Genomic DNA, 22,281 nt, shown 5'->3' with positions numbered 1-22,281 from the left:
TTCGCAGGCTAGTCTCTTACCAATAGTAAATTACGTCATCGCATGCCATGCTTGGTGCGCACTCAAGCAGTGCACCAATCGTTTGACGCACTAGGCGCAATAAACATATAATCCCGTGGTTTCACAAAACGCTCCAAGGCGTTCCACGAATCAAGGCGGGCGCGGAACATGACAACATCAACGTTTCCGTGCATCGACCCCTTCCGGGCAAACATGCTTCGCATTGTCCTCCTTCAATTAGCGGCGACAGTCGCTGCCGGCTGTGTGGCCGGCTTGATCGGTGGAGTGCATGCGTTCGTGTCGGCGATCTTGGGCGGACTGTGCTGTGTTGTGCCAAATGGCTTGTTCGCATTGCGCCTTTTCATCGGCGCGCAGAAGCCGGGCGGCGCCAATCCGATGACGTTTTTCATCGGCGAATTTATGAAGATTGCACTGACCATCGCGTTTCTCGGCGCGGTGGCGACGCTGTACCGCGATCTGAACTGGCTGGCGCTCATCGCCGCCTTCATCGTGGCACTGAAGAGTTACATCATCTTATTATTTAGGCACTAGCATGGCATCCACACCTGTCGAAGGAGCAGCGGCGCACGCCCCAACTGCCTCCGAATACATCGTCCACCACCTCGGACATCTCTCCACCCACCATCAGGAAAAGATCGTCGACTTTTCGATCATCAACATGGATACGGTCTTCTGGTCCGTCGCCATGGGCGTGGTTGGCTGCTTCATCATGTGGCTCGCTGCTCGCCGTGCCACGGCCGGCGTCCCGGGACGTCTGCAGGCCTTCGTCGAGATGGTCGTCGAGATGGTCGAGGACCAGTCCAAGGCCATCGTTCACGGTGATCGCCGCTTTATCGCGCCGCTGGCGCTGACCGTGTTCGTCTGGGTTGCCCTGATGAACTCGCTCGACTTCCTGCCGGTCGACCTCTTCTCCGGCCTGTTCCGCATGATCGGCATCGACATCCACCATCGCGTGGTGCCGACCGCCGACCTCAACGGCACCCTCGGCATCGCCCTTGGCGTGCTCGCGCTGATGATTTACTACAGCCTGAAGATCAAGGGTGTGGGCGGCTGGATCCACGAGCTGTTCGCCGCGCCGTTCGGCATCTACATGGCGCCCTTCAATTTCCTGCTGAACCTGATCGAGTATGCCGCCAAGACCGTTTCGCTCGGCATGCGACTGTTCGGCAACATGTATGCCGGCGAACTGCTGTTTCTGCTGATTGCACTGCTCGGTTCCATGGCCACCGCCTTCGGCTTCGTCGGCCACGTGATCGCCGGTTCCATCTGGGCCATCTTCCACATCCTGATCGTCATCCTCCAGGCCTTCATCTTCATGATGCTGACCCTGGTGTACATCGGCCAAGCGCACGAAGGACACTAAGTTTCGTTTCAAATCCTAACCATCTCAATTAACTTCACTTAACTTTTAAAGGAACTCAAATGACTGACGTATCTTTTGTTGCTCTGGCTTGCGGTCTGATCATCGGCCTCGGTGCTATCGGCGCCTGTATCGGTATCGCCATCATGGGCGGCAAGTACCTCGAAGCTTCCGCTCGCCAGCCTGAGCTCATGAACACCCTGCAGACCAAGATGTTCCTGCTGGCCGGCCTGATCGACGCGGCATTCCTGATCGGCGTTGGTATCGCCATGCTGTTCGCCTTCGCAAACCCGTTCGTCCGCGCGTAATACCGCTAAACGATGGTTATCGATTGCCGGACCGAAGGTTCGGCACTCGTTATTTAAAGAAGGAAAAATACCGTGAACTTAAATGCAACGTTGTTTGCGCAGTTCGTGGTCTTCTTCATCCTCGCGTGGTTCACCATGAAGTTCGTGTGGCCGCCGCTGATGAAGGCGCTCGACGAACGCGCCGAGAAGATCGCCAACGGACTCGCCGCCGCTGAACGTGGCAAGGCTGAAATGGCCGCCGCTGAAAAGCGCGTTCAGGCCGAACTCGCCTCCGCACGCGACGAAGGCCAGAAGCGCGTGGCGGATGCCGAGAAGCGCGCCCAGTCCATCATCGAAGAAGCCAAGAAAACTGCCGCCGACGAAGCAGCGCGCATCATCGCCGCCGCCAAGGCTGACGCAGAGCAGCAAGTCACTCGGGCACGCGAGGAACTGCGCGACCAGGTCGCAACCATTGCGGTCAAGGGCGCAGAACAGATCCTCAAGCGTGAGGTGAACGCAGCGGCGCATGCCGACCTGCTGAACCAACTGAAGAACGAGCTGTAATCATGGCGGAACTGGCTACCATCGCTCGTCCTTACGCAGAAGCCCTGTACCGGGTGGCGAAGTCCGGCAACCTCGCGCAATGGTCCGACCTCGTGTCGGAAATGGCGCAGGTAGCCTCCCTCCCGGATGTCCAGCAATTCGTCAGCAATCCCAAGCTCACCAACCAGCAGGTCAGCGAAACTTTCGTTTCCCTGCTCAAGTCCAGCGTTACGCCGGAAGTCAAAAACTTCATTGGCATGCTGGTCGAGAACGGTCGTCTCAATCTGCTGCCGGAAATCGGCAAGCAGTTCCATGCCCTGAAAAATGCGGATGCCGGTGCGGCCGATGCGGAAATCGTCAGCGCGTTCGAGATGACCCAGGCACAGGTGGCGGATCTGGTGGCGACGCTGGAGCGGAAGTTCGGACGCAAGCTCAATCCGACGGTCAAGATCGACTCTTCCCTGATTGGCGGCGTGCGCGTCGTCGTTGGCGACGAAGTCCTCGACACCTCCGTCCGCGCCAAGCTGCAGAAGATGCACACCGCGCTGACCGCCTGATTCGCCGGCCACCGCCGCGACAGAGCGTCAAGCAAGTGAACAATTTTAGGAGTTAGCAATGCAACTCAACCCCTCCGAAATCAGCGAACTGATCAAGACCCGGATTCAGGGCCTTGGCGACACCGCTGAAATCCGCAATCAAGGTACGGTCATCTCTATCAGCGACGGCATCGCGCGCGTGCACGGCCTCTCCGACGCCATGCAGGGCGAGATGCTGGAATTCCCGGGCAACACCTTTGGCCTGGCGCTGAACCTCGAGCGCGATTCCGTCGGTGCCGTTATCCTCGGTGAATACGAGCACATTTCCGAAGGCGACACCGTCAAGACCACCGGCCGCGTGCTGGAAGTCCCCATCGGTCCGGAACTCAAGGGCCGCGTCGTCAACGCCCTCGGTCAGCCGATCGACGGCAAGGGTCCGATCAACGCCAAGCTGAGCTCTCCGATCGAGAAGATCGCCCCGGGCGTCATCGCGCGTCAGTCCGTGTCGCAGCCGATGCAGACCGGCCTGAAGGCGATCGACTCCATGGTGCCCATCGGCCGTGGCCAGCGCGAGCTGATTATCGGCGACCGCCAGACCGGCAAGTCCGCCGTTGCGGTTGATGCCATCATCAACCAAAAAGGCCAGAACATGACGTGCATCTACGTCGCGATCGGCCAAAAGGCATCGACCATCAAGAACATCGTGCGCGCGCTCGAAGCCAACGGCGCGATGGAGTACACCATCGTCGTCGCCGCTTCTGCTTCCGAATCCGCCGCGATGCAGTTCATCTCGGCCTACTCCGGCTGCGCCATGGGCGAATACTTCCGCGACCGCGGCCAGGATGCGCTGATCGTGTATGACGACCTGTCCAAGCAGGCCGTGGCCTACCGTCAGGTGTCGCTGCTGCTGCGCCGTCCGCCGGGCCGCGAGGCATTCCCGGGCGACGTCTTCTATCTGCACTCCCGCCTGCTCGAGCGTGCCGCTCGCGTGAATCCCGACTACGTCGAAAAGTTCACCAACGGTGAAGTCAAGGGCCAGACCGGTTCGCTGACCGCGCTGCCGATCATCGAAACCCAGGCCGGCGACGTGTCCGCGTTCGTTCCGACCAACGTGATTTCGATCACCGACGGTCAGATCTTCCTGGAGACTTCGCTGTTCAACTCCGGCATCCGTCCCGCGATCAACGCCGGTATTTCGGTGTCCCGCGTCGGTGGCGCCGCCCAGACCAAGGTCATCAAGGGCCTGTCCGGCGGTATCCGTACCGACCTGGCGCAGTACCGTGAACTCGCCGCGTTCGCCCAGTTCGCGTCCGACCTCGACGAAGCGACCCGCAAGCAGCTGGACCGCGGCGCCCGCGTCACCGAACTGCTGAAGCAGCCGCAGTACTCGCCGCTGCCGATCTCCCTGATGGCCGTCTCGCTGTTCGCGGTCAACAAGGGCTACTTCGATGACATCGACGTCAAGCGCGTGCTCGCCTTCGAATCCGGTCTTCATAACTTCATGAAGACCAGCCATGGCGCGCTGCTGCAGAAGATTGAAGACACCAAGCAACTCGATAAAGACGGCGAAGCACAAATGGCCGCCGCGATTGCCGACTTCAAGAAAACCTTCTGAGCCCGCCGAAGCAAGGAGTAATTACTCATGGCTGCAGGTAAAGAAATACGTGGCAAGATCAAGAGCGTAGAAAATACGAAGAAGATCACCAAGGCGATGGAAATGGTCGCCGCATCCAAGATGCGCAAGGCGCAGGACAGGATGCGGTCCGCCCGTCCCTACAGTGAAAAGATTCGGAACATCACCTCCAATCTGGCCCAGGCCAACCCCGAGTACTCGCATCCGTTCCTGGTCAAGCAGGACGCGTCGAAGACCGTCGGCATCATCGTCGTCACCACAGACAAGGGTCTGTGCGGCGGCATGAATACCAACGTGCTGCGCACGGTGACCAACAAGGTGCGTGAACTCGAAGGCCAAGGCAACAAGATCGAAACCGTCGCCATCGGCAACAAGGGTCTCGGCTTCCTCAACCGCATCGGCGCCAAGGTGGTGGCTCAGGCTACCCAGCTCGGCGACACGCCGCATCTGGAAAAGCTCATCGGGCCGGTCAAGGTGCTGCTCGACGCTTACCAGGAAGGCCGTCTCGACGCCGTCTACATCTGCTACACCAAATTCATCAACACGATGAAGCAGGAGTCGATGCTGGAACAGCTGCTGCCGCTGTCGGCCGAACGGATGCAGACCGAGAAAAGCGCCCACTCGTGGGATTACATCTACGAGCCGGATGCCCAGACCGTCATCGACGAGCTGCTGGTGCGCTATGTCGAGGCCCTGATCTACCAGGCCGTCGCCGAGAACATCGCGTCCGAGCAGTCGGCGCGCATGGTGGCGATGAAGGCGGCCAGCGACAACGCAGGCAACGTGATCGGCGAGTTGAAACTGGTCTACAACAAGACCCGCCAGGCCGCGATCACGAAAGAACTGTCCGAGATCGTCGCTGGTGCAGCTGCGGTTTAACGTAAAGAATCTAAATCTATATTGAAGGAACGAAAATGGCTGAAGGCAAAATCGTTCAGTGTATCGGCGCCGTGGTGGACGTGGAGTTCCCGCGCAATGCAATGCCGAAGGTGTACGACGCCCTGAAGATGGAAGGCTCCGAGCTGACCCTGGAAGTGCAGCAGCAGCTTGGCGACGGCGTGGTCCGTACCATTGCGCTGGGTTCTTCCGAAGGTCTGCGCCGCGGCATGACCATTCAAAACACCGCTGCCCCGATCTCGGTGCCGGTTGGTCCCGCCACGCTGGGCCGCATCATGGACGTGCTCGGCAACCCGATCGACGAAGCCGGTCCGGTCGCGACCGACGTTCGCGCTTCCATCCACCGCAAGGCGCCGGCCTACGACGAGCTGTCCCCGTCGCAGGAACTGCTGGAAACCGGCATCAAGGTGATCGACCTGGTGTGCCCGTTTGCCAAGGGCGGTAAGGTCGGCCTGTTCGGCGGCGCCGGCGTGGGCAAGACCGTGAACATGATGGAACTCATCAACAACATCGCGAAGCAGCACTCCGGTCTGTCGGTGTTCGCAGGCGTGGGCGAGCGTACCCGTGAGGGCAACGACTTCTACCACGAGATGAAGGACTCCAACGTTCTCGACAAGGTCGCGATGGTCTACGGCCAGATGAACGAGCCGCCGGGCAACCGTCTGCGCGTGGCGCTGACCGGCCTGACGATCGCCGAATCCTTCCGTGACGAAGGCCGCGACGTGCTGTTCTTCGTCGACAACATCTACCGTTACACCCTGGCCGGTACCGAAGTGTCCGCGCTGCTGGGCCGTATGCCGTCCGCGGTGGGCTACCAGCCGACCCTGGCCGAAGAGATGGGCCGCCTGCAGGAGCGCATCACCTCCACCAAGACCGGTTCGATCACCTCGATCCAGGCCGTGTACGTCCCTGCGGACGACTTGACCGACCCGTCGCCGGCAACCACCTTCGCCCACCTCGATTCCACCGTCGTTCTGTCGCGTGACATCGCCGCGCTGGGTATCTACCCCGCCGTGGACCCGCTCGACTCGACCTCGCGTCAGCTGGACCCGAACGTCGTCGGCCAGGATCACTACGAGACCGCCCGCGCTGTTCAGGGCACGCTGCAGCGCTACAAGGAACTGCGCGACATCATCGCGATTCTCGGCATGGACGAGCTGGCACCGGAAGACAAGCTGGTCGTGGCTCGCGCCCGCAAGATGCAGCGCTTCCTGTCGCAGCCTTTCCACGTCGCCGAAGTGTTCACCGGCGCACCTGGCAAGTATGTTTCGCTGAAGGATACGATCAAGGGCTTCAAGATGATTGCATCCGGCGAGCTCGACCACCTGCCCGAGCAGGCGTTCTACATGGTCGGCACGATCGACGAAGCAATCGAAAAAGCCAAGAAAGTAAGCTAACCCAGCAAGCCGGCCGGCCTTCGCGGGCAGGCCGGCGCGCCGGACAGGAAACCCCATGGCAAATACCATTCATGTAGACGTTGTTTCGGCCGAAGAGGAAATCTTCGCGGGCGAGGCGGAATTCGTCGCATTGCCGGGCGAATCGGGCGAGCTGGGCATCTACCCGATGCACACCCCGCTCATCACCCGCATCCGTCCGGGTGCGGTACGCATCAAGGTACCGAACCAGGCGGAAGACGAGTTCGTGTTCGTCGCCGGCGGCATCCTCGAAGTCCAGCCGAATGCGGTCACGGTGCTCGCCGATACCGCCATCCGCGGCCATGACCTCGACGAAGCCAAGGCAGCCGAAGCCAAGCGCGTTGCCGAGGAAGCCCTCGCCAACAAGGATACGCAGATCGATTACGCAAAAGCCCAGGCCGAACTGGCTGCGGCCATTGCGCAATTGCAGGCGATCCAGAAGCTGCGTCAAAAGCGTTGATCGCAGCGGCAGTACAATGAAGGGCAGCCCTCGGGCTGCCTTTTTCATTTGCAGTCATTTGCAGCGTTTTTTGCGGAGGAATGATGCGCCAGCAAGCGATGTCCATCCCGGAACTGCTCAGCCAGTCGCGCACGGTCGCCGTGGTCGGCCTCTCCGCCAACCCGGAAAGGCCCAGCCACGGCGTCGCCAAGTACCTGCAAGCGCACGGCTACCGCATCATTCCCATCAATCCCGCATACGCCGGCGGGCGCATCCTCAACGAGCATTGCTACCCAACCCTGACCCAGGCCGCGGCCATGCTGCAGGGAGAAGGAACGCCGATCGACATCGTCGACTGCTTTCGCAAGCCGGAAAGCATTCCTGCCATCGTCGAGGAAGCCATCGCCATCAGCGCCCGCTGCGTCTGGATGCAGCTCGGCATCGTCAACGAAGAAGCGGCGCGCCGCGCCGAAGCCGCAGGTCTGCAGGTCGTCATGGATCATTGCATGAAGATCGAGCACATGCGGCTTCACGGCAGCTGAGCCACGCAGAAAATCCTCCGTCAGCGCCGGCTTCCTCTTCCCGAGTATGATGCGTCACACGCCCATGGCCTACCAGGAAAACCGCCGATGCGACGCTGGATTCCCGAACTCGCTGCCGTCCCGCTGCTGCCCTTCCTGATGCTGCAGGGCCGTACGGCACGGCGCCGCATTCCCCGGCTGCCCGAGGCCGATGGACCGACGGAGGGAATCCATGGCACGCAGCATGGCGGCCAGCCATTACGCCTGGTGGGTATCGGAGAATCCACCATCGCGGGCGTCGGCGTCCAATGGCAAGACGAAGCGATTACCGCCCAGCTCGCCGCGCAGCTCTCGATGCGCTTCCGGCGCAGCGTCGCCTGGCAATCGCTAGGCCGGAATGGGGCCACGCTGGACCATGGAATTCTCCATCTGCTGCCCGCCTTACCGGCGTGCCATGCCGACATCGTGCTCATCGGATTCGGCGTGAACGATACGACCAGCTTTCTTTCTCCGAACCGCTGGCGCGACAAGCTGACGCAATTGCTGGACATGGTCAACCGGCGGCTGCAGCCGAGCGGCATCCTGCTCTCGGGCGTGCCGCCAGTCGGTCGCTTTCCCGCCTTGCCTATGCCATTGCGGACCGTGCTCGGCCTCAAGGCCGCTACGTTGGACAACGAAGCAAGGCTCGTCGCCCGCAGGTATGCCAACGTCAGCCATGTTCCCTTGCCGCCTTCCATCCTGCAGCCTCACCTGATGGCGAGCGATGGATTCCATCCGTCCGCCGCGGGCTGCGCCACATGGGCGATGCGTCTGGCCGCCTCCTGTCCTACCCCGTAACCCGCCAAAAGCCGCGGCGCGGCGCACAAGCCTGCCAAGCAACGTGCCGAGGCGTCCCGCTTGGGCGATAATGGCGGCTTACTGAAAGTCCGCCATGTCAAATACCTTCGCCCCTCTCAAGAACGATACCTTCCTGCGCGCGCTGCTGCGCCAGCCGACCGATTACACCCCCGTATGGCTGATGCGCCAGGCAGGCCGCTACCTGCCCGAGTACAACGCCACCCGCAAGCGCGCCGGCTCCTTCCTCGGCCTGGCGAAGAACCCGGACTACGCCACCGAGGTGACGCTGCAGCCGCTGGATCGCTATCCGCTCGATGCAGCCATCCTGTTCTCCGATATCCTCACCGTCCCCGATGCCATGGGCCTGGGGTTGTATTTTGCCGATGGCGAAGGTCCCAAATTCAAGCATCCGCTGCGCGACGAAGCGGCGGTGAAGGCGCTGCAGGCGCCCGACCTCGGCGACCTCCAATACGTGTTCAACGCCGTCACGCAGATCCGGAAGGCCCTGGATGGCCGCGTGCCCCTGATCGGCTTCTCCGGCAGCCCATGGACTCTTGCCTGCTACATGGTGGAAGGAGGCGGCTCTGACGACTTCCGCACGGTGAAGACCATGCTCTACAACCGTCCGGACCTGATGCGCCACATTCTCGAGACCAATGCCGCCGCAGTCGCCGCGTATCTGAACGCGCAGATCGATGCTGGCGCGCAGGCCGTGATGATCTTCGACACCTGGGGCGGCGCGCTGGCCGACGGGGCCTATCAGAAATACTCCCTGCACTACATGCGCCAGGTGGTGAGCCAGCTGAAGCGGGACGTCGACGGCGTTCGCATCCCCTGCATCGTCTTCACCAAGGGCGGCGGGCTCTGGCTCGAGGAGATCGCCGATATCGGCAGCGACGCCGTCGGCCTCGACTGGACCGTCAACCTGGCCGAAGCCCGCCGCCGGGTCGGCTCCAAGGTCGCGCTGCAGGGCAATCTCGACCCCGCCGTGCTGTTCGCCAGCGATGAAACGATACGCATGGAGGTTGGCCAAGTCTTGAACGCCTTTGGCAAGCCGGACGCGAATGGCAGCGGCCATGTATTCAATCTCGGTCACGGCATCTCGCAGTTCACGCCACCCGAAGCCGTCGCCGTCATGGTGGAGGCGGTTCACAGCATGAGCCGCCAGATCCGGGCTTGATGCCAGGCCTGCAAAACCATTTCAGACCCGTTGTCGCGCCCGCCCGGCGAGGCCTGCATCCCAAGTGCGCCGGCCGCCTTATTCACAGAAAGATGGGATGGCAAAAAACCCGGGTTTCAGATAGGAAATCAGCCTCAGCGACGCAGAGGCAGACTTAAGCCACTGAAAATAAAAAGGAAAAAACCTGGGAAGGAGGATTTGTCCGCACTTTGTGCGTGCGCAAGAATAGCACTGCGAACAAACGCCTCCTTTTTTCCACAAAGTTATCCACAGCTTTGCCCGCTTAAAAATTGCGCTTCAAAAACCGGCACTTAACGCCGAATCGGAAGAATTACTTTAAGTTCAGACCTATCGCCGGCATGACGGCGAACAAGGTCCGATGCGGCGAAAATGTCACGCCACGCTCAAGCCGGAATCGACTCGTCCAGTGAATTCAACCTTCCTCAAGCTCGCCCTCGACACGCCCCTCGACCAAGTCTTCGATTACCGTTGGGTGCCTGAGCGCGAGGATGAAGCGCCGCCCGAGATCGGCCAGCTCGCCCTCGTCCCATTCGGCCGCCGCGAAACGTCCGGCGTCATCATCGATGTCGTGCATCAGTCCGACGTCCCGCCGGAAAAGGTGAAGGAGGTGCTTGCCGTGCGGCGTAATCTCCCGCCGCTGTCCGGCCAATGGCTGTCGCTCTGCCGTTTCGCGGCCGACTATTACCAGCGCCCGCTGGGCGAAGTAATGGTGCCGGCGCTGCCGAAGAACCTGCGCGCTGGCACGCCGGTTTCGCTGGAGCGGGCGCTGAAGCGGCTGGCCAAGCTTCATGCCGCCCCCGATCCGACCCCGGTAGCCGCTCAAGAGCTCAACGCCGGCCAGCGTCAGGCGGTGGAAGCAATTGCCGTTGCGCCCGGCTTTGCCCCGATCCTGCTGCACGGCGTCACCGGCAGCGGCAAGACGGAGGTGTACCTGCAAACCGCTGCTTGCCTGCTGCAGCGTGCGCAGGCAGCCGGCCAGCCCGCTCAAGTGCTGATCCTCGTGCCGGAAATCAACCTCACGCCGCAGCTCGAGCAAAACATCCGGGCACGCTTTCCCGGCCTGCCGTTGGCTACCCTGCACAGCGGGCTGGCCGAGGGCGAGCGGCTGACGCACTGGCTGGCCGCGCACCTGGGGCAGGCCAGCATCATCCTCGGCACCCGCCTCGCGGTGCTGGCGTCGTTGCCACACTTGAAGCTGATCATCATCGACGAAGAGCACGACCCTTCCTACAAGCAGCAGGAAGGCTTGCGCTACTCGGCGCGCGACCTAGCCATCTGGCGTGCCCGCCAGCTCGACATTCCGGTCGTGCTCGGTTCGGCCACGCCCTCGTTGGAATCGTGGCAGCATGCCCAGTCCGGCCGGTATCGCCGCATCGATCTGCATGAACGCGCGGTACGCAACGCCGTATTGCCGACCGTGCGCCTGATCGACATGGAACGCGACAAGCCATCCGAGGGCATCACCTCGACGCTGATCGGCGCCATCAAGGCGCGCCTGGAAAAAGGCGAGCAGACGCTGCTGTTCCTGAACCGGCGCGGCTATGCGCCGGTGCTGTCCTGCGACGCCTGCGGCTGGGTCAGCAACTGCCCGCGCTGCACCGCCTTCATGGTGCTGCACAAGCCGGAGCACCGTCTGCGCTGCCACCATTGCAGCCTCGAGCAGCGCATCCCGCGCTCATGTCCGACCTGCGGCAACGTCGACCTGCAGCCGATGGGGCGCGGCACCCAGCGCGTCGAGGAAGGACTGCAGCAGATGTTTCCGCAGGCTCGCATCCTGCGCATCGACGCCGATTCCACCCGGCTCAAGGGCAGCGCCCAGGCGGCGTTCGATACCGTTCACCGCGGCGACGTCGACATCCTGGTCGGAACGCAGATGGTGGCCAAGGGCCACGACTTCCAGCGTCTTACCCTGGTCGGCGTGCTCAATCCCGACACCGCGCTGTTCTCGCATGACTACCGCGCCGGCGAGCGCCTGTTCGCCCAGTTGATGCAGGTGGCCGGCCGCGCTGGCCGGGCAGGGCAGCAGGATGGGGGCAATCCGAGCGAGGTATGGATACAGACGCGCTATCCGCAGCACCCGCTGTATGGCGCGGTGATGGCGCACGACTATGCGCGCTTCGCCGCCGGCTTGCTGGAGGAGCGGGAGCAAGCGGGCCTGCCACCCTACATGCACCAGGCCCTGCTGCGAGCGGAAGCGCGGGAACTGCAGGAAGCCTTGGATTTCCTGTCGACGGCAGCGGGCCTGATGGACCATCCCGGCATCACCATCAACGAACCGATCCCGATGACGCTGACGCGGGTTGCCAATACCGAGCGGGCGCAGCTGCTGATCGAATGCGTGTCGCGCCCGGCGCTGCAGGCTTTCCTGCGCGAATGGATGAAGGCGCTGCGAGCCGCCCGGACGCGCGTCCGGTGGTCGCTGGAAGTCGATCCGGTCGATATCTGAACCGGATCAGAGCCGCCTCAGAAGCGGATCATAGCCGCCGCTCATGCCCGGTCGGCACCAGATGCACCGGCGATACCGGATCGAAATCGCGCCAGTCGCCGTCGACGATGGTGCCTTCGGCGCACTCGATGTTGGTGGCGCCGATCGAGCGCAGCACGTTTACCGCGCTGTCGAGCATGCCGTCATCCGGCACCGCGACTGCCACCATCATGCCTTCCATGCGCTGCGGCAGGGTGTTCTCGACATCATTCTCATCGCCCGGGTCGCCATGTTCCTTCATGGATGACATGCCGCCCACCAGGCCGCCCACATGGGCGCCCACGAGGCCGCCGGTGATCGCGCCCACCGGGCCAAGGAAAGGCGTGGTCGCCACGCCGATGGCGGCGCCGGCCGCCGCGCCCATGGCCACGCCCTTGTCGGATTCTTTTGCGCCTTGCGACTTGTCGGCGTCGCCGCCGATGGGATATTGGGCATGCCGGCCGGCCGGCCCCATGTAGAAGGAGGAAATCTGCTCACGCGAAAAGCCGGCGCGGCAGAGTTCTTCCACCGCGATATCCACGTCGGATTGCAGCTGCACGTGTCCTGCGATGATTTTCGACATCTGCGGCTCCTGGAAATGGTCAATCAATCAAGCAATAAGAACATTGCTTACAGGTTTAGTTCGCTGCCGTTTCCCGCCATTACGTCATCGCCGGTCCCTGTTCTCGGGCGTACTACTTGCATCGCCGCGGTGTTATCGACATGCCTCTACCAAGGAGACCGCCATGCCTCATGCCTCGTCCCATCATGCCCTGAGCGGCAAGCCCGTGTTCGACGCCGCCGGCCATCCCGCCACCATCGTCTCCTTCACCGAGGCCGACGCCCGGGAACAGGCGATGGCATGCATACGGCCCGAACACGGTCCGGACGTGATGATGCCGCTCGACCTGCTGGAGCAGCGCGACGATGGCAGCCTGCGCCTGCCTTTCAGCTTCGGCAATGGCGACGAAGGCCGGATGGCGCAGGTAACTTTTCCAGTCATGCAGGAGAAAATACAAATCGACAAACGCCTGGTCGATACTGGCCGCGGCATACGCTTGAAAAAGACCGTTGCCGAGAAAGAAGAACTGGTGGACGAAGCATTGCTGCGCGACGAAATCAGCGTCGAACGCGTGGCGGTGAACCGCGTCGTCGACGATGCCCAGCTGCCGCAGGCGCGCTATGAAGGCGATACCTTGATCGTCCCCGTGCTGGAGGAAGTGCTGGTGCTGCAGAAGCAGACGCTGTTGAAGGAGGAAGTCCGCATCACCCGCCGGCCACAGGAATACCACGCGCCCCAGCGCATCGTGCTGCGCCGGGAGCAGATCGACATCGAACCGCTGGGCAACGCCCCCTCCGGTCGGGCATGAGTTATGCAGCCATGAGCTTCTCACCATGGCTGCGTGCCGCCGCGACTGCTGCTCAGGCCGGAAAACGCACAGAAAAGACCCGAGCGCGTACAGCCGCGGCGCCGGGTGACGTCGTCACAGGCGCGCACCAGGGTTCCACCCGGCCGATTCGGAGCCGGCCATCAGGTAATCAAGGAGAGATTGATCATGGAACATACTGTAGTTGGCGTCTACGACAGCTATACGCAGGCGCGCGATGCGATGAACGAGCTCATCGCATCCGGTTTTTCCCATCATGATGTGCAGCTCAACCCCGACCAGGAACCCTCCGCCCATGATAGCCATGCCGTCCATGAAGAGAAGCATGAATCGGGCATCGGCGCCTTCTTCCGTTCCCTGTTCGGCATGGACGACGGTGTGCGCGAGAACCATGACGTCTACTCGGAAGCGGTGCGCCGCGGCAGCTGCGTGTTGGCGGTGAACGCCGACAGCGACGAGCAACGCGACCGCGCCACCGAGATCATGAACCGCTACCATCCGGTGGACGTCGACGAGCGTTCCTCTCACTGGCGCAGCCAGGGCTGGACCGGTTACGACGCCTCGAAGCCGCGCATGACCGACGACGAGATCCAGCAGGAGCGCAGCCGCTACGCAGCTGCCGGCGACGACAGCATGTATGCCCAGGGCCGTGAAAACACCATGAACCTGCAGGGCGACGAGCGCGGGGTGATTTCCGACAACCGCGAAGCCACCATGCTTTCCGGCCACATGACGCCGCAGGAGCAGCGCATGCAGAACGATGCCACTCTATCCGGCGGCACCGCGGACATGGACCATCGGGACAGCAGCCTGCTCAGCGCCGGCGACCGCAGCGAAGACCGCCTCACCAATGAACGCCTGAGCGAAGACCACCTCGGCAGCGCCGGCATGACCGGCGCCGGTGTGACTACCGCATCGGGCATGGCAGACGATGGCATGACCGGCGATCGAATGCGCGACGACAGCCTGCTCGGCAGCGATATGCGCGACGACCGGATCGGCAGCCATGCCGCCGCCGGCGGCACCCTGACCAGCGGCGGCATGATGGGCGACCGCATGGACAGCGACCGCCTGCGCGACGACAGCCTGACAGGCAGCAGCACTGGGGGCGACCGCCTGCTCGACGACAACATGGGTGCCAGCGCCATGGGCGCCGATCATCTGCGCAGCGACCACATGGATGACACCGCCATGCATGCCGACCGTCTGCGCGATGACAGCCTGACTGGCAGCGGCATGAGCGCCGACCGCCTGCGCGACGACACGTCCATGCATGCGACGGACGGCGGCCTTCGGGACACCGGCGAGACCCAGCGCATTCCGGTGGTGCAGGAAGACCTGCAGGTCGGCAAGCGCGAAGTCCAGCGCGGCGGCGTGCGCGTGTTCCAGCGGGTGCGCGAGACGCCGGTCAACGAGGAAGTGCAGCTGCGCGAGGAACAAGTGCATGTCGAGCGCCATCCGGTCGACCGCCCGGCCTCGGAAGCGGATCTCGCTGCCTTCAAGGAAGGCACGGTGGAAATGCGTGAAATGGCCGAGGAAGCGGTGCTGTCCAAGACCGCGCGCGTGGTGGAGGAAGTCGAGGTCGGCAAGGAGGTACGCGAGCGCACCGAGCAGATCAACGACACCGTGCGCCGCACCGAAGTCGATGTGGAGCAGCTCGGCGCCGAAGCCGCGCGTCATCGCGACAGCCTGATGCCGGATGACGCCACCCTGGCCGGCCGCGACATGGACCTGGCCGGCCGTGCCGCGAGCGCCGCCAGCCTGCGCGATGCCGATGCGCCCACCCATGACTGGGGCCATAGCGACATGGGGCATGACGACAGCATGCGTGATCGCCTCGTGGCCGGCGACATGGGCGGCGACCTGAGCGCAGCCCATATGTCGACAGCCGATACGCGCGGCGAAACGATGGGCGAGGGCCTGCGCGACGACATGAGCAGCGACATGCGCCATGACATGACCCGCGACCACATGGCCAGCGGCGCGGCGACTGCCGATGGCATGGTTTCGCGCAATCCGGACATGGCATCGGAAAGCATGGCGCCGGCCGGCATGAGCATGGGCACCGGCGATACCAGCCGAAGCATGATGGACGACAGCGACGACTATCGCCGCCACTGGCAGTCGGCCTATGGGCAGTCGGGCGGCCGCTACGAGGACTATGACTCGGCCTACCGCTACGGGTCGACCATGGGCGGCACCGAGCGCTTCAGGAATTATCGCTGGGAAGAGGCCGAGCCGGAACTGCGCAGCGACTGGGAGCGCAGCCACCCGGAAAGCACCTGGGAACGGGTGAAGGATGCGGTGCGGTACGGCGCCGAGCGCGTCACCGGCAATCGTCACCACTGAGCAAGGCAGGGGAAACCGGCCGGGTGCGTGCCTGGCCATTATCCCGACACCGCGCCGCTGCAGACCGCAGCGGCGCGGTTTTTCATGTCCCGGAAACCATGCGGAGAGCGTGAAGAAACGTCAGGCCATCGGCTTGGCGAGGCGGCCATCCTCGGCCATCTGCCGGATGGTGCGGATGGTGTCGATGTCGGCTTCCTGATAGGCGGACCGGCGGAACTCGCTGTAGAAGGCGGCCATGGTGTCGGCTTCCTCATGGCCATCGTCGTACTCGAAGCGGACGAAGAACACGTCCGGATTTGGCTCCTCGATGGTCATGGTCAGGCTGGACGCCGGGATGTCCTTCTGCTGCGGGACTTGGTAGCGCACCTGATGCTGCGGCAGAAAGGTGACCCGGTCATGCACCACCACGTCGCCGTAATGCAGCTCGCGCGAGATGGAGTCCTCCGAACGGTCGGTGATGTGGCACTGGTCCAGCCAGGGCACGAATGCCTTCGGGATTTCCGCGCGCAGCACCAGGCCGCGCCAGAGCTGCTCGCGGGTCAGCGGGTCGATCAGGGGGTTGAGCGGATCGTTGATTTCGATGAGATGGGCAAACTTCATTCTTGAACGTAAGGGAGAAGGTCGGGCCAGCACGCGGTCGTGAGGCGGAAAAGAAGCGATACCGGGAACAGGTGCGGCGTACGCAATCCGGCAATTCATCCATAATACATAAGGTCTGGCGAGCCGTTCGACAAGAAGGAGCGAAGATCGGCGTTCGCCGGCATCCATCCGCCATGTGTTCCCACGGAGTCATCATGCGCATCCTGCCGATTCTCCTCGCCAGCCTCCCGGCTTTCGCCTTGGCCGGCGGTTCCAACTACACCGTGCCGCCCGGCACGTCCCAGCCCAGCGGCAAGGTATCGGAGTGGGCGGTGCCGACGCCAAAGTTCGCGCGCGATCCCGCGCCGGCGCTGGATGGCAAGATCTACATCGCCGTCATGCACGGCAACAAGCTGGCCCGCTTCGACCCTGCGACACAAGCCTTCGAGGAGTGGGACTTGCCGGAAGGCACCCGGCCGCACGCCTTGCTGGTGGATGAAAAGGGCACGGTCTGGATGACCGGCAATGGCAACGGCACGCTGCTCGAAATCCCGTTCAGGAACGGCCAGCCGGAGCGCATGGTGGCGCACAAGGTGCCGTCCGGTGGCAGCCCGCATACCATCGTCTTCGATGGCCGCGACAGCCTGTGGTTCACCAACCAGTCGGCCGACAAGGTGACGCGCTACGACCGCGCGACGCAGAAGATGACCGAATACGGCAGCCGCGACGGCCCCTACGGCATCGCCATCGACCGCGACGGCAACGTCTGGTTCTGCCAGGCCAGCGGCCAGCGCGTCGGCCGCATCGATGCCCGCAGCGGCAAGGTGAGCGAGATCGACTTCGGCCAGGGCTCGCTGCCGCGCCGCATCGCCGCCGCGCCGGACAACACCTTGTGGGTGGTGCGCTATGGCGACGGCAAGCTGACGCATATCGATGCCAGGACGGCAAAAGTGATCAAGAGCTACGACATGCCGGCCGGACCGCGCGGCAATCCCTATGCGGTGACGGTGGATGGCGCCGGCAAGGTATGGGCCAACGAAATCGCGACGGATACCGTCGCCCTGTTCGACCCGGCCAGCGAGAAATTTCGCGTCTTCGATCTGCCGACCAAGAACGAAGGCATCCGCAAGATGATCGTCGATGCCAAGGGCAAGCTCTGGTACATGGGCAGCCACAGCGGCAAGCTCGGCGTGGTGGAGTAAGCCGCCGCATCGATCTGCCGGTCAAGAGCCGGGTTGCAACACCAGCGGATTTTTTCTGCTGGCCAAAAATGCAAGATTGGAAATCCGGGAAAAGCGCGCTGCTACAATGGCTCGCTTTTCCTCTCCGTTGGTTTCCATGACACATCCTCCCCAGTTTGGCATGAACGCGCCGCAGCGCGAGGCGGTGCGTTACATGGACGGTCCCTGCCTGGTGCTGGCCGGGGCCGGTTCCGGCAAGACCCGCGTCATCACCCAGAAGATCGCCCACCTGATCGAGGACCACGGCTACGAGGCGAAAAACATCGCGGCCGTCACCTTCACCAACAAGGCCGCCGCCGAGATGCAGGAGCGCATCGCCAAGCTGCTGAAGGAACCGAAGGAAGCGAAGAACCTGACGGTCTGCACCTTCCATTCGCTCGGCGTGCAGATCCTGCGGCGCGAAGCGCGCGAGATCGGACTGAAGGATCGCTTTTCCATCCTCGACAGCGACGACTGCTTTTCCCTGGTCCAGGATCTCGCCTGCACCACCGACAAGCAGGAAATCCGCCGCATCCAGAACGAGATGTCGCTGTGGAAGAATGCCCTGATCGACCCTGACACCGCGCTGAAGCAGGCGCGCACCGAAGAGCAGGCACAGGCGGCGCGCATCTTCCGCAATTACGTCGCGACGCTCGCTTCCTACCAGGCGGTGGATTTCGACGACCTGATCCGGCTGCCGGTGGAACTGTTCCGCAGCAACGAAGCCGTGCGCGACAAGTGGCAGCGCAAGCTGCGCTACCTGCTGGTGGATGAATACCAGGACACCAATACCTGCCAGTATGAACTGGTGAAGCTGCTGGTGACCGGCCTCGGCAAGAAGCCGATGTTCACCGCCGTGGGCGACGACGACCAGGCCATCTACGCCTGGCGCGGCGCGACCATCGAGAACCTGCGCACGCTGCAGGTGGATTTCCCCGACCTGAAGATCATCAAGCTGGAGCAGAACTACCGTTCCAGCACCCGCATCCTGCAGGCCGCCAACGCGGTGATCGGCAACAATCCGAAGCTGTTCGAGAAGCAGCTCTGGTCCGAGCACGGACTGGGCGACCCGGTGAAAGTGCTGGCGATGCAGGACGACGAGCAGGAAGCGGAGCAGGTGGCGATGATGATTTCGGCGCACAAGTTCGAGCGCCGCGCCAAGTTCTCCGACTACGCCATCCTCTATCGCGGCAACCATCAGGCGCGCGTGATCGAGCAGGCGCTGCGCAAGGAGCGCATTCCCTACACCATGTCCGGCGGCCAGAGCTTCTTCGACCGCGCCGAGATCAAGGACATCGTCAGCTATCTGCGGCTGGTGGCGAACGAGGATGACGATCCGGCCTTCATTCGCGCCGTCACCACGCCCAAGCGCGGCGTCGGCCAGTCGACGCTGGAAGCGCTCGGCGCCTTCGCCGGCCAGTGGCAATGCTCGCTGTTCGAAGCGGTGTTCAAGGGCGGCATCGAAGCCAAGCTGGCCGAGCGCCAGCTCACGCCGCTGCGCGAGTTCGGGCATTTCATCAACGGTTTGGAAGCGCGCGCCAGCCGGCGCGGCGAGGATGCCGCCCAGCTGCTGGACGACATGATGAAGGAAATCAATTACGAGGGTTATCTCTACGATACCTTCGACGACCGCCAGGCCCAGGCCAAGTGGCAGAACGTGATCGACTTCACCGGCTGGCTCAAGGAAAAGGGCACCGGCGGCAAGGATGGCGCCGGCGAGGAGAAGAGCCTGCTGGAGCTGACGCAGATGGTGGCGCTGATGACCATGCTCGAAGGACGCGACGAGGAGCCGGACGCGGTGCGCATGTCGACCCTGCATGCCTCCAAGGGCCTGGAGTTTCCGCACGTGTTCCTGGTCGGCGTGGAGGAGGGCATCCTGCCGCACAAGGGCGACCCGGATGCGCCGGACGCGCAGATCGCGGCGCGCATCGAGGAGGAGCGTCGCCTGATGTATGTGGGCATCACCCGCGCCCAGCGCAGCCTGCATGTCACCTGGTGCAAGCGCCGCAAGCGCGCCCGCGAAAGCATCAACTGCGACATCTCCCGCTTCATCAAGGAAATGAAGCTGGACGAAGGGGATGCGGTGCCGAAGGAGGATGAAGTCGTCACGCCGCAGGCCCGGCTCGCCAATCTCAAGGCGCTGCTGCAGAAACCGAAGGCGGCCTGAATTTCCGGCGATCGCCCGGGTCGAAAGGACGGAGGTGATCGATCATGCCCATCCAAGTGAAATCCGGCCGCCATCCCGCCGCTTCTTCTGCCGCTCCGCCGCGGCGTCAGCATGCCCTGGGCAAGGGCTTGGCGCTGCTGGCCCTGCTGTTGCTGCCGGCCATCTGCTTCGGCTGAGGAAAGGTCGCGGTGAACGTGACGATACGCGAGCGCGTCGCGGGCAACCGCCTGCCCGATGCGGTGCCGCCGGCCTGCCGTGACGGCATCGGCGAGGGCGTCAAGCCCGACGGTGTCTAGACGATGTTCGTGTGCGATGCGCCTACTTGGCGCGGTTGACGAGCTGCTTCTCGAAGGCGACGTCGAGCTTGCTGACGCGTACCTGTTTCTGCGGGCCAGTGCGGTTGCACAGTTCCACGAATTCTTCCATGGTGAGATCGCCGCTGATCTTTTCCGCCGGCTGATCGTCGCTGGCGCGCAGCAGGTAGAAGAAGCCGCTGGCGGTCATGCCGAGGGAATAGTGGTGTTCCGGATCGCGGCTGTTCAAGCGGGTAACGGCGGCGCTGGCTTTGGTGGTTCTCATTGCTGGCTTTCATGAAAGTCCCGGCATTCGATGGATCGCGCCGGACGCGCTTTGTTCACCCTGCGACGAGCCATCGCAGGGCTGATTCCGCTACCATGGCGGCTTCTCATTTTTTCACAGTTTGCACAGGAGCGTGACGATGATCAGCGACGAGCGCTTGGCCAATATCGAGATGCAGCTTGCGCGCCAGGACGACCTGGTGGAAACGCTCAACAAGCTTGTGTATCGCCAGCAGAAGAAGATAGACGAACTGGAAGCCCTGTGCGCCGCCCTGGCGCGCCATGTAAAGGATTTGCGCGACGCCGCCCGCGATGCCTCGCCGGCTGACGACAAGCCGCCTCACTACTGAAAACTTTTCCCGACCTTATGACTTCCTCCATACCGCAGGACCCGCTGCTTCGCGCCAAGCTCAACCTCGAGACCGCGCATTTTCCCTGGAAGGAATTGGAGCGCTATTTCGCCGCCGGCATGGTCATCGTGGTGAGCGATGAGCTTGACCTGATCGAAGTGGCCACCGCCATCGCCAGCGATGACAAGGCCGCTGTGCTGCAATGGATGAACAAGCAGCAGCTGAGCAAGGTGCCGGACGACCTGGCGCAGGCATGGAGCGACAGCAATGCGCTGCTGTGGACGGTGGTGGTGAAGCCCTGGATTCTGGTGCAGATGAGGGCGTCCTGAGTGCTCGTCGGCAAGGGTTGAAACATCTCGTAACGACCCTGACTGGAACTACGAAATGAACGATTTGTCTTTTCAACAAGATCGCTCGGCAGCGAGGGAATTTTCTTGTTCCCTCCGGCATGGTGCCGCCGGGGCATTTCGAAAGGAGTCGTTCATGTTCACACCCAAGAAGATCCTGCTTGCTTCCGCCCTCCTTGCCTTTGGTCAGCTCGCCCAAGCGCAGTCTGCCGGCACCTCATCCACTTATGGTGCTTCTTCGGCCAGCCCGGCAGCCAGCGGCTCCGCGATGACTGATTCCGCATCGGGCACCGCGCCGAGCGCCACGCCGGGCGTGGTCGTCGTGCCGGTGCAAATCGTTCCAGTCCCGGCGACCGGTGCGGATACCTCGGGCGCATCTTCGATGGGTTCCGGCGCTGCCATGGGAGGCTCGGCGGCATCGAGCGCTTCTTCTGCCCCGGTGATGGTGCCCATCCCCGGCACCAACCCGGCCGACAATGCGGCCAATGATCCGCTGGTGCGCCGCCGCATCGAGCGCGCCGAAGCGAAGGCCGATTACAAGTCGGACAAGCGCGCCGCGAAAGAGGAGTACAAGGCCGACCGGCGCGCCGCCAAGGAAGAGTACAAGGCGGAGAAGCGTGCCGCCGATGCCGAGCTGAGGGATGCCAACCGCGTCTCCGGCCCGCTGAACCGCGGCTCCACTTCCGGCCAGTAAGCGGGTAGCCGAAGCAAAACGGGGCGCCATGGCGCCCCGTTTTTATTGCTGCATTTTTCAGCGCTTCTGCGCTCTGCATGCAGCCAGACCGATGGTTCAGCGCTTGTAACGCTCATCCGAAAGAATCGGCGCCTTGTCCTCGTCGCTGCGTTCGTTGTCGACTTCGCCGATGACCTCGACATGGCCATCGGCCGTGCCGGCCGGCGCTGCGGTGCCTTCCTTGGGCTGCCGGTCGCGCGGCTGATAGGGCGCCGGATTGGGCGGATTCTTGATGTTGGCGGGGTCCTGCATCGAACCGGGCTGGGCCATGGTGTTCTCCGGAGTGGTGATGGGAATTCGACCCGCGATCGCCGCAGCGAGTTTCTCACGCGCCCGGGTTGTATCGAGCTGTATTACATCCAGGCATTCACACCGCTACAATAGGCGCATGGCTTGCCGCGCGAGCCCCATCCCGC

25 protein-coding genes are annotated in these 22,281 nt (G+C 63.0%); 21 read left to right on the top strand and 4 right to left on the bottom strand.

All coding sequences use genetic code 11. The features are described 5' to 3' along the window. The first annotated feature begins 213 nt into the window (after positions 1-213). The 13 genes from CHB88_RS00820 (at position 214) to CHB88_RS00760 (ending at position 12,136) form a co-directional block, all read left to right on the top strand. Entirely contained in the window at positions 214-552 is a 339-nt protein-coding gene (locus tag CHB88_RS00820; protein WP_089397396.1) for an ATP synthase subunit I, read from the top strand. Position 553: 1 nt separating this feature from the next. Beyond that, positions 554-1,384, top strand: a complete 831-nt coding sequence (atpB, locus tag CHB88_RS00815; RefSeq protein ID WP_089397395.1) for a F0F1 ATP synthase subunit A — start codon at positions 554-556, stop codon at positions 1,382-1,384. Positions 1,385-1,443: 59 nt separating this feature from the next. Next, positions 1,444-1,689, top strand: a complete 246-nt coding sequence (gene atpE, locus CHB88_RS00810) for a F0F1 ATP synthase subunit C (protein ID WP_089397394.1) — start codon at positions 1,444-1,446, stop codon at positions 1,687-1,689. 72 nt (positions 1,690-1,761) lie between these two features. Then, positions 1,762-2,232 carry a F0F1 ATP synthase subunit B gene (locus tag CHB88_RS00805; RefSeq protein ID WP_089397393.1) on the top strand — a complete coding sequence of 157 codons (471 nt, stop codon included), beginning with the start codon at positions 1,762-1,764 and terminating at the stop codon, positions 2,230-2,232. A gap of 2 nt (positions 2,233-2,234) precedes the next feature. After that, entirely contained in the window at positions 2,235-2,768 is a 534-nt protein-coding gene (locus CHB88_RS00800; RefSeq protein ID WP_089397392.1) for a F0F1 ATP synthase subunit delta, read from the top strand. Positions 2,769-2,826: 58 nt separating this feature from the next. Then, positions 2,827-4,362, top strand: coding sequence for a F0F1 ATP synthase subunit alpha (gene atpA / locus CHB88_RS00795; RefSeq protein WP_089397391.1), 1,536 nt, complete (start codon positions 2,827-2,829; stop codon positions 4,360-4,362). 27 nt (positions 4,363-4,389) lie between these two features. Next, positions 4,390-5,259, top strand: a complete 870-nt coding sequence (atpG, locus tag CHB88_RS00790; protein WP_089397390.1) for a F0F1 ATP synthase subunit gamma — start codon at positions 4,390-4,392, stop codon at positions 5,257-5,259. Between the two features lie 35 nt (positions 5,260-5,294). Further along, positions 5,295-6,674 (top strand): F0F1 ATP synthase subunit beta, encoded by a 1,380-nt coding sequence (gene atpD, locus CHB88_RS00785; RefSeq protein ID WP_089397389.1) that lies wholly within the window; start codon positions 5,295-5,297, stop codon positions 6,672-6,674. A 55-nt stretch (positions 6,675-6,729) separates the two neighbouring features. After that, positions 6,730-7,152 (top strand): F0F1 ATP synthase subunit epsilon, encoded by a 423-nt coding sequence (locus CHB88_RS00780; protein ID WP_089397388.1) that lies wholly within the window; start codon positions 6,730-6,732, stop codon positions 7,150-7,152. Positions 7,153-7,235: 83 nt separating this feature from the next. Beyond that, a complete protein-coding gene (locus CHB88_RS00775; protein WP_089397387.1) occupies positions 7,236-7,673 on the top strand; it encodes a CoA-binding protein in 438 nt (145 codons plus the stop codon). Between the two features lie 87 nt (positions 7,674-7,760). Next, complete coding sequence (locus tag CHB88_RS00770; protein ID WP_089397386.1) at positions 7,761-8,489, top strand: SGNH/GDSL hydrolase family protein; 729 nt, start codon at positions 7,761-7,763, stop codon at positions 8,487-8,489. Positions 8,490-8,583: 94 nt separating this feature from the next. Continuing rightward, positions 8,584-9,669 (top strand): uroporphyrinogen decarboxylase, encoded by a 1,086-nt coding sequence (hemE, locus tag CHB88_RS00765; RefSeq protein ID WP_089397385.1) that lies wholly within the window; start codon positions 8,584-8,586, stop codon positions 9,667-9,669. Between the two features lie 427 nt (positions 9,670-10,096). Next, positions 10,097-12,136 (top strand): primosomal protein N', encoded by a 2,040-nt coding sequence (locus CHB88_RS00760; RefSeq protein WP_245844620.1) that lies wholly within the window; start codon positions 10,097-10,099, stop codon positions 12,134-12,136. A gap of 28 nt (positions 12,137-12,164) precedes the next feature. Here CHB88_RS00760 and CHB88_RS00755 read toward each other — a convergent pair whose 3' ends face one another. Beyond that, positions 12,165-12,737, bottom strand: a complete 573-nt coding sequence (locus CHB88_RS00755; protein WP_089397840.1) for a glycine zipper domain-containing protein — start codon at positions 12,735-12,737, stop codon at positions 12,165-12,167. Positions 12,738-12,900: 163 nt separating this feature from the next. On the opposite strand from CHB88_RS00755, the gene CHB88_RS25370 reads away from it, so the two are divergent. Both CHB88_RS25370 and CHB88_RS25940 read left to right on the top strand, forming a co-directional pair. Next, entirely contained in the window at positions 12,901-13,524 is a 624-nt protein-coding gene (locus CHB88_RS25370; protein ID WP_217900111.1) for a YsnF/AvaK domain-containing protein, read from the top strand. A gap of 186 nt (positions 13,525-13,710) precedes the next feature. Continuing rightward, positions 13,711-15,891 (top strand): YsnF/AvaK domain-containing protein, encoded by a 2,181-nt coding sequence (locus CHB88_RS25940; RefSeq protein WP_342745467.1) that lies wholly within the window; start codon positions 13,711-13,713, stop codon positions 15,889-15,891. 120 nt (positions 15,892-16,011) lie between these two features. Here the strand turns inward: CHB88_RS25940 and CHB88_RS00740 are convergent, their stop codons facing one another. Then, positions 16,012-16,491 (bottom strand): SRPBCC family protein, encoded by a 480-nt coding sequence (locus CHB88_RS00740; protein WP_089397383.1) that lies wholly within the window; start codon positions 16,489-16,491, stop codon positions 16,012-16,014. Between the two features lie 194 nt (positions 16,492-16,685). Here CHB88_RS00740 and CHB88_RS00735 point away from each other — a divergent pair, with 194 nt between their 5' ends. The 3 genes from CHB88_RS00735 to CHB88_RS25775 all read left to right on the top strand — a co-directional run bounded on the left by CHB88_RS00735 (position 16,686) and on the right by CHB88_RS25775 (position 20,033). Then, on the top strand, positions 16,686-17,672 hold the full coding sequence (locus tag CHB88_RS00735; protein WP_089397382.1) for a Vgb family protein: 987 nt from the start codon (positions 16,686-16,688) through the stop codon (positions 17,670-17,672). Positions 17,673-17,808: 136 nt separating this feature from the next. Continuing rightward, entirely contained in the window at positions 17,809-19,857 is a 2,049-nt protein-coding gene (locus CHB88_RS00730; RefSeq protein ID WP_089397837.1) for a UvrD-helicase domain-containing protein, read from the top strand. Positions 19,858-19,901: 44 nt separating this feature from the next. Continuing rightward, positions 19,902-20,033 (top strand): hypothetical protein, encoded by a 132-nt coding sequence (locus CHB88_RS25775; RefSeq protein ID WP_281254963.1) that lies wholly within the window; start codon positions 19,902-19,904, stop codon positions 20,031-20,033. A 142-nt stretch (positions 20,034-20,175) separates the two neighbouring features. On the opposite strand, the gene CHB88_RS00725 is transcribed toward CHB88_RS25775, so the two are convergent. Then, positions 20,176-20,436, bottom strand: coding sequence for a hypothetical protein (locus CHB88_RS00725; RefSeq protein WP_089397381.1), 261 nt, complete (start codon positions 20,434-20,436; stop codon positions 20,176-20,178). A 139-nt stretch (positions 20,437-20,575) separates the two neighbouring features. Here CHB88_RS00725 and CHB88_RS00720 point away from each other — a divergent pair, with 139 nt between their 5' ends. The 3 genes from CHB88_RS00720 to CHB88_RS24100 all read left to right on the top strand — a co-directional run bounded on the left by CHB88_RS00720 (position 20,576) and on the right by CHB88_RS24100 (position 21,826). Next, the gene (locus tag CHB88_RS00720) at positions 20,576-20,785 is read left to right on the top strand and encodes a SlyX family protein (RefSeq protein WP_089397380.1); all 210 of its coding nucleotides are present in this window, start codon (positions 20,576-20,578) and stop codon (positions 20,783-20,785) included. A 17-nt stretch (positions 20,786-20,802) separates the two neighbouring features. Further along, complete coding sequence (locus tag CHB88_RS00715) at positions 20,803-21,114, top strand: DUF2288 domain-containing protein (RefSeq protein WP_089397379.1); 312 nt, start codon at positions 20,803-20,805, stop codon at positions 21,112-21,114. A gap of 154 nt (positions 21,115-21,268) precedes the next feature. Next, entirely contained in the window at positions 21,269-21,826 is a 558-nt protein-coding gene (locus CHB88_RS24100; RefSeq protein WP_143131092.1) for a hypothetical protein, read from the top strand. A 96-nt stretch (positions 21,827-21,922) separates the two neighbouring features. Here the strand turns inward: CHB88_RS24100 and CHB88_RS00700 are convergent, their stop codons facing one another. Further along, positions 21,923-22,135 (bottom strand): hypothetical protein, encoded by a 213-nt coding sequence (locus tag CHB88_RS00700; protein ID WP_089397376.1) that lies wholly within the window; start codon positions 22,133-22,135, stop codon positions 21,923-21,925. Positions 22,136-22,281: the final 146 nt, after the last annotated feature.

The organism is Noviherbaspirillum humi (assembly GCF_900188095.1).
GTDB classification, from domain to species: domain Bacteria; phylum Pseudomonadota; class Gammaproteobacteria; order Burkholderiales; family Burkholderiaceae_D; genus Noviherbaspirillum; species Noviherbaspirillum humi.
Note: the sequence above shows the minus strand (reverse complement) of the source record. Positions and strands in the feature narration are given on the sequence as shown.